Below are 11,356 nucleotides of genomic sequence, written 5' to 3'. Positions count from 1 at the left end.
AGGAGGTTCCACGATGACCTGGATGATCACCGGAGGTGCCGGATTCATCGGCTCGCACGTGGTGCGGGCGATGGCCGGGGCCGGCGAAGGCGTCGTCGTCGTCGACGACCTGAGCTCCGGGCGCGCCGACCGGCTGCCCGCCGGGGTTCCGCTGGAGACCGGCACGGTCCTCGACCGGGACTTCCTCGACCGGGTCCTGCGCGAGCACGCCGTCACCGGGATCGTGCACGTCGCGGCGAAGAAGCAGGTCGCCGAGTCCGTCGCCCGGCCGCTCTTCTACTACCGGCAGAACGTCGAGGGCCTGCGCGTCCTGCTCGACGCCGCCGTCGCGGCCGGCGTCGGCAGGTTCCTGTTCTCCTCGTCGGCCGCCGTGTACGGGACGCCCGACGTCGACCTCGTCACCGAGGAGACCCCCTGCCGGCCCATCAACCCGTACGGCGAGACCAAGCTCGCGGGGGAGTGGATGGTCGGCGCGGTCGGCCGGACCCACGGCATGGCGACCGCCGCGCTGCGCTACTTCAACGTGGCCGGCGCCGCCGCCCCCGAACTCGCCGACGACGGCGCGCACAACCTCGTGCCCATGGTCTTCGAGCGGCTCACCGCCGGCCGGGCGCCGCTGGTCTTCGGCGACGACTACGCCACGCCCGACGGCACGTGCGTGCGCGACTACATCCACATCGAGGACATCGCCTCCGCCCACCTCGCCGCCGCGCGGCGGCTCGCCGCCGACCCGGGGGCCTCGCTCGTCCTCAACGTGGGCCGTGGCGAGGGCGTCTCGGTCACCGAGATGATCGACGTCATCGGGGAGGTGACCGGACTGCCGGCCACCCCGGAGGTCGCCCCCCGCCGGCCGGGCGACCCCGCCCGCGTCGTCGCCTCGTCCGACCTGGTCCGCGCGGAGCTGGGGTGGACGGCCCGGTACGGCGTGCGCGAGATGGTCGCGTCGGCCTGGGCGGGCTGGCGCCTGCGCCACCCGGCCTGACCGGGCGTCCACCCCGGACGGGGCCTGATCGGGCGTCCGCACCGGACGGGGCCTGATCGGCCGCCGGCCTTCCCGGGGCCGGATCGGCACGTACGCCTGACCCGACCGGACGCGACCCGGTCGGCCCGGCCCGGCGCCCCGCCCGCCGACCGGCCCGGCGCCGCGCCCCGGACCGGACCGGCACGGCGCCCGTCGGAGAGCCGTGCCGGAACGGCTCAGGCCGAGGCGCGGACCCAGGCGCCGAGCGCGAGCCCCGACTCGTCCTTCTGCCGGGCCACCCACAGCGCGCCGTCCGTACCGATCACGGCCATCACCACGCGCCCCGCGCCGTCCAGCGCCAGCGCGGGCGCCCCCAGGCAGGGACCGCCGGTGAGCGTCCAACTGGCGCCGGCACCCTCGTCCTCCGTCGGGTACGCGGCCAGCGCCGACCGTCCCGTCGCCTCGTCGCGGTGCGCCACCACCGTGCAGTCGTGGCCGTCGACGACCGTCCGCAGCACGGCCACCGGGCCCGTGCCCGTCCCGTCCCCGAGCCGCGCGGCCCCTCCGGCGGCGGCCACCGGGTCCGCCTCCCGCGCGTCCTCAGGCCCCTCGGACCCCGCGACGGCCTCCGCCGGCGGGCGCCAGGCCCGTACCGTACGGTCGTCGGCGTCGTGCCAGAAGTGGCTCAGCCCGCCGTCCCCGCCCGTGACGGCCGCGGCCGCCGAGGAGGGCGCCGCCCGCAGGGACACGTCCGGCGCCCGCTCGAACCGCACGCCCGGCTTCTCCCGCTCCCAGCGCAGCAGCCGGTCCGACGCCGCCGCCAGGACCTCCACCCGGCCGTCCCCGGCGAGCGCCGCCGACACCGTGCCCCGCACGTCCGCGCCCTTGAGGTCCACCCAGGCGTTCCAGGCGCCGGTCTTCGCCTGGCTGCGGGCGCAGACCCCGCCGCCGGCGTTGCGGACGAAGACGTTGAGCGACCCGTCGGTGTCGACCACGGCGGACGGGTGGCCCATCTGCGCGGCGAGCGAGGGGTCCGCCGGATAGGGGGACCCGAGCGGCCGCCAGTCCCGCACCGGCCGACCCGACTGGTACTGCAGGGCGTACACGACCTCGGTGCCCGTCCGCCCGTCCGGCAGCGGCGCCCGCCGCAGGCCCACCAGGTGGACGTAGCCGTCGGCGCCCTGGGCGACCGCCACGTACGGCAGCAGCCCCGGTGCCGGGATCAGCTCGGGCCCCGTCCAGTGGGGGCCGCCCGGCCGGGTCTCCGTCCAGCGCAGCACACCGCCGTCACCCGGGGCGTACGCCGTCAGCCGGCCGTCCTTGCCGCGCACCAGCCAGCCGGTGGCCGCCGGCACCGACGGGTCGAGGACCGCCTGCGGCGCCTCCTCGGCTGGGGCGGACTCGCCGGCCCGCTTTCTGGCTTTCCGTACGAACAAGACCGCCATGGCTGACGCCGACCTTTCCCTGTACCCGTACCGCGTACCCGTACCGCGAGTGAGTGATCCTCTTCTCAGGCGCGCGCGACCCTAGCATCTCGCATTCCGGCCGGACCGGTCACGGCGGACGGGGTGGGCACCGAGCACGCCGGCCGCGGGCATACCATGGCCGTGCCCCTCATCGGCCTGACCCAGAAGAAGAGTGCGCAGTGAAAGTCATCAGCATCGTCGGCGCCCGTCCCCAACTGGTGAAGCTCGCGCCCATCGCGGCCGCGTTCGCAGGGACGGAGCACGAGCACTTCATTGTGCACACCGGGCAGCACTACGACGCCGACCTCTCGGACGTCTTCTTCCAGGGTCTCGGCATCCCCGACCCGGACGTCCACCTCGGCGTCGGCTCGGGCAGCCACGGCGTCCAGACCGGCTCCGTGCTCTCCGCGCTCGACCCGGTCCTGGAGCGGGAGAAGCCCGACTGGGTCCTCGTCTACGGCGACACCAACTCCACCATCGCCGGCGCCCTCTCCGCCGTGAAGATGCACCTGCCCGTCGCGCACCTGGAGGCGGGCCTGCGCTCCTTCAACCGGCGCATGCCGGAGGAGCACAACCGCGTCCTCACCGACCACTGCGCCGATGTGCTCCTCGCCCCGACCGAGGAGGCCATGCGCCACCTCGCCGACGAGGGCCTGAAGGACCGCGCGGTCCTCGCGGGCGACGTCATGGTCGACATCTGCCTGCGCATCCGCGACGCCGTCCTCGCCGGCGAGCACGCCGCCCCGGCGCTGCCCGAGGGCATCGACCCCACGCAGCCCTTCCTGCTGGCCACCCTGCACCGGCCGGACAACACCGACGACCCCGAGCGGCTCGCCGCCATCGTCGACGCGCTCGCCGCGCTGCCCCTGCCGGTCGCCCTGCTCGCCCACCCGCGGCTCGTCGCCCGCGCGCAGAAGCACGGCATCGAGCTCGCCAAGGGCTCCGTCCACGTCGGCCGCCCGCTGCCGTACGCCGGCCTCGTCGCCGCCGTCCTGGCCTCGGCCGGCGTCGTCACCGACTCCGGCGGCCTGCAGAAGGAGGCGTTCCTGCTGGAGCGCATCACCACCACCATCCGCCCCGAGACGGAGTGGGTCGAGACCGTCGACACCGGCTGGAACGTCCTCGTCCCGGACCCGCACCTCATGTCCGCCGACGAGTGGGCCGCCACCGTCACCCGCGCCGTCCCCACCGCCGACAAGGGCATCCCGTACGGCGACGGGCGCGCCGCGCACAACGTCGTCCGCATCCTCGAGGAATGGCAGAGCACCGTCCGCAACGACGGCTGACGGCCGCCCGCGAGGCCGCGCCCGGACCCGCCTCACGGCCGGGTCCGGGCCGGTCCGGATCACCGGCCGTGAACACGGCCGGTGATAAAGTGGCGCGTCGCCGCGCAATCTCGTAAGGAAGTCGACATGAAGCAGGCAGCATCCCGGGATGCAGCCGTGGTCACGCCGTGGTATCCGACACGGGAGTTGCCTTTCCGGGGTTCCTTCGTCTACGACATGGTGGCGGCGACCGCACCCGGCTGCGACAGCCTCACGGTCTACCACGGCGACCCCTGGGTCGCCGCGATGGACGCGGCGACGACCAAGGCGGTCGAGGAGGCCAACGCCAAGCTCATGGCCCGCGCCGCGCACCGCGTGCCCACCGCGGGCGGCGCCGAGCTCGTCCACTTCCCCGTCACGACACCGCGCGGCCAGCTCTACGGCGCGCAGGCCCGCAACCACGAGCGGCACCTGCGCCAGGTCCTCGGCGGCAAGCCCATCGACGCGCCCGTCGTCCACGCCCACGTGGGACTCCCCAGCGGATGGGCGGCGCTGCAGAACGCCCGCCCCGACGCCAAGGTGTTCGTGACCGAGCACGCCTCGTTCCTCGACAAGGTCTTCCAGGACCCCGAGGCCGTCGAGCTCTACGACGCGGTCCTGGAGCGGGCGGCCGGCTTCCTCGTCGTCGGCGACCCCGTCACCGAGGCCGTCGCGCGGCAGTTCCCCCGGCACGCCGGCAAGATAGGGCGCATCCCCAACCCGGTCTCCTTCGACGCCCCGCGCGCCGAGCCGGTCAAGGACCTGCGCAACTGGCTCTACCTGGGCGGCATCCTGGAGAGCAAGGGCTGCCGGTGGCTCGTCGAGGCGTTCGCCCAGTGCCACGCCGAGGACCCGACGCTCACGCTCACGATGGTGGGCGAGGGCGAGCTGCGCCGCCCGCTCACCGAGCGCGTCGCCGAACTCGGGCTCGCCGACGCGGTGAAGCTGCCCGGCTCCATTCCGCACGACGAGGCCCTCGGACTGATGCGGAGCCACGACCTGCTGGTGCACCCCAGCCGGTACGAGACGTTCGGCATGACCATCGTCGAGGGCGTCGCCGCCGGCATGCCGCTCCTGGTCACCCGCTGCGGCGGCCCCGAGAAGACCCTCGCCGGTATCGAGGACGCCGCGGGCGAACTCATCGACGTGGAGGAGAACGCGGAGTCGATCAGCGAGGGCTTCCGGCGCCTGCGCGCCCGTTTCCTCGGCGGCGGACTGGACCTCGAACGCGCCCAGGCGAAGCTCGCCGCCGACTACGGCTACGAGGCCGTGGCCCAGGCGCACTACCGACTCTGGTTCCCCGACTCCCCGTGATGGAGTGACATGCAGGTTCTGTTCCTGGCCCTCGGCGCCTCGCGCAAGCGGGCCGTGGTCGAAGAGTCCGCCGCGGTGGCCGCCGCCGGCGGCCGGGCCGTCGTCCTGGTCGGCCGGAAGCAGCCCTGGGCGAGCGAGGTGTTCGCCCCCGGAGTCGAACTGCTCACCCTCGCCGACCTGGAGGCCAGGCACCTGCCCCGCCGGCTGGAGCGGGCGGTGCTCTACCAGGGCCCCCGCCGCGTCGCCGGCGTCGTCGGCCGCGGACCCCTGGGCGCCGGCGCCCGGAAGGCCCTCACGGCGTACGAGAAGCGGGTCGCCGGCCGTGTGCACCGCCGCGTGTTCGTGCCGCTGCACCGCAGGGTCTGGCCGACCGCGGCCGCCCGCATGATCCTCCGCCGCTGCTTCGGCCCGCAGGGCGGCCCCGACCTCGTCGTCGTCGCCGACGCCCTGTCGACGCGCACCGCCGCGGAGATGATGGACGCCTGGGCCGCCGAGGGCCTGGGAACCCCGCGCCTGTGCTACAGCGTCGATTCCGTCGTACCGCCGGTCGTCGCCCGGACGGCCCCGCAGACCTCAGCCGCTCGCTGACCCAACCGAGGAAGACTGATGAAGAACCGTAGCGAACGGCGCCCCCGTGTGCTCTACCTGGCGTTCTACTTCCCCCCGTCGCGCGCGAGCGGTGTCTACCGCGCCCGCGCCACCGCCAACCACCTCGTGGAGAAGGGCTGGGACGTCACCGTCTGCGCGGCCCCGCTGGACTTCCTCCACAACGTGATCGGCTCCGTGGACGAGGAGCTGTCGAAGACCGTCGACCCGCGCATCCGCGTGGAGCGGCCGTCCCTCAACCAGTACACCTGGCAGCAGGACCTGCGCGACTACAGCTGGCTGCGGCGCAGCTTCCCGCTGACGGCCAAGCGCGTCTACGAGTTCAGCCAGACGAAGCTCTTCCCCGAGCGCTACTCGTCCTGGGCGTGGGCATCGGTCACGCGGGCGCTGAAGCTGCACGCCAAGGACCGCTTCGACGTCGTGGTCGCCACCGGCAACCCGTTCGCCTCGTTCGGCGCCGCCTGGCTGTTCAACAAGCTCACGGGCGTCCCGTACGTCATGGACTACCGCGACTCCTGGACCCTCGACCTCTTCCACGACGAGCCGGCCTTCCCCGAGGGGCACATCGCCTGGGCGTGGGAGAAGCGCATGATCGGCAAGGCGGCCGCGTCCGTCTTCGTCAACGAGGCCCTGCGCGGCTGGCACGCCGAGCGCTACCCGGAGGTCGCCGACCGCATGATGGTCGTGCCCAACGGCTGGGACGCGGACGTGCTGCCGAAGGTCGTCGAGAAGGCCGCCGGTGAGCTGCCCGCCGCCGGTGACGGTGACGGCGGCACGGCGGCCGGTGACACGGCGGCCGGCGGGGACGGCGTCGCCGCGGCGGCCGCCGAGGCGGTCGCGGCGGCGGAGGCGGTCACGGGGGCGGAGGCGGCGCAGGAGCGGCGCGCCCCGCTGAAGTTCACGTACCTCGGCACGCTCACCGCGAAGCAGCCGGTGGAGGAGATGGCCGAGGCGTTCAAGATCGCCCGGCGCCACCCCGACCTGGCCGACGCCGAGTTGCAGATCCACGGCCACCTCGGCTTCTTCAAGAACAGCCCCGGCGCCCTCAAGGCCCGCCTCGGCCTCCAGGACGGCCCGCGCCCCGAGGGCGTCGAGGACACCGGGCTGCGCTACTGCGGCCCCGTCTCCAAGACCGAGGTCGGCAAGGTCTACGAGGAGGCCGACGTCCTCGTCTTCCTCGCGGGCGGCGGCAGGTACGTCACCTCCGGCAAGATCTTCGAGTACATGGCCTTCGGGCACCCGATCGTCTCCGTCCACCAGCCCGGCATCGCCGCGCAGGACGTGCTCGACGGGTACCCGCTGTGGTTCAACGCCGACAGCCTGGACGTCGAGGAGCTGGCCGCGTCGATGGTCGCCGCGGGCAAGGCCGCCCGTGACCTGACGCCCGACCAGCGCGCGGCGGCGCGGCGCCACGCCGACACCTACACGCGTGAGGCGACGCTCGCCCCGTTCGAGCAGCGCCTGCGGGAGATCGTCGAACGCTGAGGCCGGCTGACGGCCTGCCGGCGGCCCCGCCCCCAAGGCGGCGCCGCCGGCGCCCCGCGCGAGAAGCGCGCCGCGGATGAGGAAGATGGCGCGGACGGCGCGCGACGCGCGAGACGCACGACATGAGGCCCCCGACCGGAATCCGGTCGGGGGCCTCATGTCGTGCGTCTCGCGCCGGGGCGTCACCGCCCGCGGTGTCACTCCGGGTCGTACGCCGTGCGGTCCAGGCTCGTCGTCACCTTCAGGTGCGGGTGGGACTTCGCCCACTTCCAGCCCGTCACCGTGGAGTTGATGTCGCTGACGAACACCGTGTCCACCCGGTCGAGGCCCAGCTCCGGCAGCACCCGCCGCTTGGCGATGCGCGCGAACAGCTGCGGCCTGACCTCCTTGTAACCGCGGGTGAAGACCTTCTTGTGGAAGGCGTTGGCGACCTTCGTGTGCGCCCGCTGCACGGTCGCCACGGCCAGCTCGGGGCCGATCGCCTCACGGTTCTTCGCGGCGAGCCGCCGCGCCCGGCGCAGCACGGCGCGGGGCGCGCGGTACACGAGGAACCGCTCGGCGCGCGGGATCCGCAGCTTCTTCTCGGCGTCCCCGACACTCACGACCGGCACGCTCGGGTCCAGGTCCAGCCGCTCCCACAGCAGGGGCGCCTGGGCCGTGACGAGGGTGACCTCGACGCCCTTGCCCACCAGGTGGTTGGCGAAGTCGACGATGCGCCGCGGCTTCGCGGGCGTCAGCGCCAGGACCACGGCCCGCCCGACGGGCTCGCCGTCGCGGCGGACGACGGCCGCACCCGCGTCCTCGGCCACCTCTGCCGCCCCCGCGACCTCGGTGAGCGCGGCCGCCCCCTCCTCCGCCTCGGCGGACGGCGCGGGCGGTACGGGCGGCAGCGCGCCCCCGTACACCTCCACGATCTGCTTGCCGACGGCCTCGCAGCCGACCCGGCCCTCCAGCGCCGTGCGCGCCGCGGGCAGGTCGAGCTCGGAGGCGCGCGCGCGGAGCGCCCGGTAGGCGTCGACGATGACCCGCGGGTCGTCGCTGACGTCCATCAGCGCACCGGCCGCCGACTCGATGCCGGCCAGCGTCTCCTCGGGGCCCCCGCTGCGGGTGGCGAGCACGGGCAGGCCGGAGGCGATGGCCTCGACGACCGTCATCCCGAAGGTCTCCCGCTTGCTCGCGTGCACCAGCAGGTCGTACTCGTGCATCAGCGGGCCCACGGCCTCCGGCGCGACGGGCGGCAGGATCCGGAAGCGCTCGCCCAGGCCGAGTTCGGCGGCGCGGGCGCGCAGCTCCTCCTCGACGGGGCCGTGACCGACCATGGTGAGCGTCGCGCGCGGCTCGTCGGCGGCGACCAGCGCGAACGCCTCCAGCAGCTCGCCGACGCCCTTCGGCTGCACCAGCCGGCCGATGTACAGCCAGCGCAGCAGCTCGGGGGAGCGGTCACCACCGGGCGTGAAGCGGTCCAGGGCGATGGCGTTCGGCACCACGCCGACCTTGTGGGCGTACTCCGGGAAGCGGCCCACGACCTGCTCGCGCAGCGCGGAGCTCACGCACAGGACGGCGTCGGCGCGCTCCAGCATCTCCTCGTACATCCGCACGGCCGGGCGCTGGGAGAAGACCTTGTCGAGGAAGGAGGAGTGCTCGGTCACCACGACGCGGGCGTCGGGCCGGGCCAGCCGGGCGGCCAGCACACCCCCGTAGATGCCGGTGTGGGCGTGGACGACGGGCGCCTCGATCTGCCCCGTCGGCAGGGCACTGCGCAACGCCTTGACCTGGGCGTTGACCCAGGGCGCGTAGAGGCGGCGGTGGATGAGCGGCACCGGGACCCGGACGATCGTGCCCTCGTCGGCGTCCAGCACGTGGCCGAGGGCCCGGCGCTCCTGGAGGCGGTCGACGGTCACCCGGATCGCGTCGTTGAGCGGGGCCGACGCGCGGCCGGACCAGTCCTCGGTGTGGAAGACGGACACCCGGGCGAACTGCCCGGCCACCGCCGCCGTCGCGGCCTGCACGAACGACCCGGCGTACGGGTTGTTCGGCGACGGGTACCACGGCGTCAGCACCGCCAGGTCCGCGGGCTCCACGACCCGGCCCGCGCCGTGCGGCTCCAGCCGCAGCTCGACACCCGGCCGGCGGCGCTTGGCGATCCACGCCACGGGCAGCGCCTGGGCGTCACCCGCGACGACCACGTCGGCCTGTGCGAACGGGCCCGACTTCGCGGCGGCGAGCTTCTTGGCGGACGTCCACGCGTGGCCGTCCTTGTCCGGAGCGACACGGATCACGTCCACGCCGTCGACCCGGCCGAGCTCCTGAAGCGCCTCGCGCCACTCGGGAGCGTCCAGCACCACCAGGGAGACCCGGGACCCCGAGGCCGCGAGCTCCTGCACCTGCTCGCGGGTCGCCCGTACTCGGTATGTGCCAAGCGCGAGATAGAGCACGTGGCTGTTCATCTGGATCCCTTCGCCCTTTCACCTGCACGCCGCGCACCCGTGCGGCGGAAGCGTCATCACGGGGTTCGATACGGAGATACAGCGCGGCGGCACCACCCTACCGAAGGCGGTGCCCCCTCCCGGCACGCGGCCGGGGCGCCGTCAGCCCTCGCGCTCGGAGAGGACGCCGTCCTCTTCCACGTACACGGCGCCGGTCTGCGGGCACTCCCAGACGCCCGCTTCACCGGCCCGCTCGACCAGCCGCACACCGGCCCGGCCGACCCACCCGATCCGCTTCGCCGGCACACCCACGACGAGCCCGAAGTCCGGAACGTCGCGCGTGACGACGGCACCCGCGGCGACCATCGCCCAGCGACCGACGCGCACCGGCGCGACACACACCGAACGGGCCCCGAGCGAGGCGCCCTCGGCGACCTTCACGCCCACGGCCTCCCAGTCGCCGCCCCGCTTCTGCTTGCCCTCGGGGTCGACGGAGCGGGGGTTGTGGTCGTTGGTCAGCACCACGGCGGGGCCGACGAACACCCCGTCACCCAGCTCGGCCGGCTCGTAGACCAGCGCGTAGTTCTGCAGCTTGACGTTGTCACCGATCCGCACGCCCGTACCGACGTACGCGCCGCGGCCGACCACGCAGCCTTCCCCGAGCCGGGCGTTCTCACGGATCTGCGCGAGTTCCCAGACGCTGCTCCCGGCCCCGATCTCGGCGGTCTCGTCGACCTGGGCGGTGGGCTGGACCCTGTAGTTCACTCTGCTGTCTCTTTCGGGGGACGGCGGAAGTCTCTTCGACCGCCGAGCATACGCGGAGCCCCGCGCGCGCTCCGTGCGGCGGGGCGGTGCCTGCGCGACCGTACGGCGAGGGAGGGCAACGCGGGGCCGGAGCGGGGACGGTGGGGCTCAGCGCCGTCGGGTGAGCCCGCTCAGGCGGTGCCCGACGCCCCACGCGGTGACCCGCCACAGGGCCTCGACGACGATGGAGCGGCTCATCTTGCTGTCGCCCCGCTCCCGCTCGACGAAGGTGATGGGCACCTCGACGACCCGGAAGCCGGCCTTCACCGTGCGCCACGCCAGGTCGACCTGGAAGCAGTACCCCTGGGAGGCGACCTGCTCCATGCCCAGTCCCTCCAGCGTCTCGCGTCGAAACGCCCGGTAGCCGCCGGTGACGTCCTTGATCGGCACGCCGAGCAGGGTGCGGGAGTAGAGGCTGCCGCCGCGGGACAGGACCTCGCGCGACCTGGGCCAGTTCACGACCCGGCCGCCCGGCACCCAGCGCGAGCCGAGCACGAGGTCCGCGCCGTCGAGGGCGGTCAGCAGCCGGGGCAGTTGCTCGGGCTGGTGGGAGCCGTCGGCGTCCATCTCGACCAGGACGTCGTAGCCCCGCTCGATGCCCCAAGCGAAGCCGGCGAGGTAGGCGGCGCCCAGCCCCTCCTTGCCCCGGCGGTGCAGGACGTGCACGTGTTCGTCGGAGCCGGCCAGTTCGTCCGCGATCTTGCCGGTGCCGTCGGGGCTGTTGTCGTCGGCGACCAGGACGTGGGCCGCGGGGACGGCGGACCGTACGCGGGAGACGATCGCCTCGACGTTGTCGGCCTCGTTGTAGGTCGGGATGATCACGAGGACCGATTCCGCGGAGCCCCGAGCCCGCCGCTCGTTGATGTTCACTGCACCTTCACCTCGGGATCCCCGCCGGCGGGTCGGAGGGCCGTGCGGATCCAGGAAGCATACGGCGTCGCCCGGAGGACGGGGGCGGCGGCCGGGCGACGGTGCGGCCGGGGGACGCAG

Annotated in this window: 9 protein-coding genes; 5 read left to right on the top strand and 4 right to left on the bottom strand. The window is 74.1% G+C overall.

Annotated features, from left to right (window positions below; translation table 11 throughout):
• Positions 1-13: 13 nt before the first annotated feature.
• On the top strand, positions 14-982 hold the full coding sequence (gene galE / locus NRO40_RS09380) for a UDP-glucose 4-epimerase GalE (RefSeq protein ID WP_058943105.1): 969 nt from the start codon (positions 14-16) through the stop codon (positions 980-982).
• 215 nt (positions 983-1,197) lie between these two features.
• Here the strand turns inward: galE and NRO40_RS09375 are convergent, their stop codons facing one another.
• On the bottom strand, positions 1,198-2,406 hold the full coding sequence (locus tag NRO40_RS09375; protein ID WP_079047202.1) for a hypothetical protein: 1,209 nt from the start codon (positions 2,404-2,406) through the stop codon (positions 1,198-1,200).
• A gap of 200 nt (positions 2,407-2,606) precedes the next feature.
• Here NRO40_RS09375 and wecB point away from each other — a divergent pair, with 200 nt between their 5' ends.
• From wecB to NRO40_RS09355, 4 genes are all read left to right on the top strand, one after another.
• Positions 2,607-3,713, top strand: coding sequence for a non-hydrolyzing UDP-N-acetylglucosamine 2-epimerase (gene wecB / locus NRO40_RS09370; RefSeq protein WP_058943104.1), 1,107 nt, complete (start codon positions 2,607-2,609; stop codon positions 3,711-3,713).
• 126 nt (positions 3,714-3,839) lie between these two features.
• A complete protein-coding gene (locus tag NRO40_RS09365) occupies positions 3,840-5,045 on the top strand; it encodes a glycosyltransferase (RefSeq protein ID WP_232791126.1) in 1,206 nt (401 codons plus the stop codon).
• A 9-nt stretch (positions 5,046-5,054) separates the two neighbouring features.
• Positions 5,055-5,633, top strand: a complete 579-nt coding sequence (locus tag NRO40_RS09360; protein ID WP_058943102.1) for a hypothetical protein — start codon at positions 5,055-5,057, stop codon at positions 5,631-5,633.
• A gap of 18 nt (positions 5,634-5,651) precedes the next feature.
• Entirely contained in the window at positions 5,652-7,136 is a 1,485-nt protein-coding gene (locus NRO40_RS09355; protein WP_079047201.1) for a glycosyltransferase, read from the top strand.
• Positions 7,137-7,333: 197 nt separating this feature from the next.
• Here the strand turns inward: NRO40_RS09355 and NRO40_RS09350 are convergent, their stop codons facing one another.
• The 3 genes from NRO40_RS09350 to NRO40_RS09340 all read right to left on the bottom strand — a co-directional run bounded on the left by NRO40_RS09350 (position 7,334) and on the right by NRO40_RS09340 (position 11,236).
• The gene (locus NRO40_RS09350; protein ID WP_107115133.1) at positions 7,334-9,583 is read right to left on the bottom strand and encodes a glycosyltransferase family 4 protein; all 2,250 of its coding nucleotides are present in this window, start codon (positions 9,581-9,583) and stop codon (positions 7,334-7,336) included.
• 141 nt (positions 9,584-9,724) lie between these two features.
• Positions 9,725-10,327 carry an acyltransferase gene (locus NRO40_RS09345; RefSeq protein WP_058943100.1) on the bottom strand — a complete coding sequence of 201 codons (603 nt, stop codon included), beginning with the start codon at positions 10,325-10,327 and terminating at the stop codon, positions 9,725-9,727.
• A 147-nt stretch (positions 10,328-10,474) separates the two neighbouring features.
• Positions 10,475-11,236, bottom strand: coding sequence for a polyprenol monophosphomannose synthase (locus NRO40_RS09340; RefSeq protein WP_058943099.1), 762 nt, complete (start codon positions 11,234-11,236; stop codon positions 10,475-10,477).
• Between the last annotated feature and the right edge of the window lie 120 nt (positions 11,237-11,356).

It is taken from the genome of Streptomyces changanensis (assembly GCF_024600715.1).
Taxonomy (GTDB): Bacteria; Actinomycetota; Actinomycetes; order Streptomycetales; family Streptomycetaceae; genus Streptomyces; species Streptomyces changanensis.
This window is presented reverse-complemented; position numbering and strand designations above follow the sequence as displayed.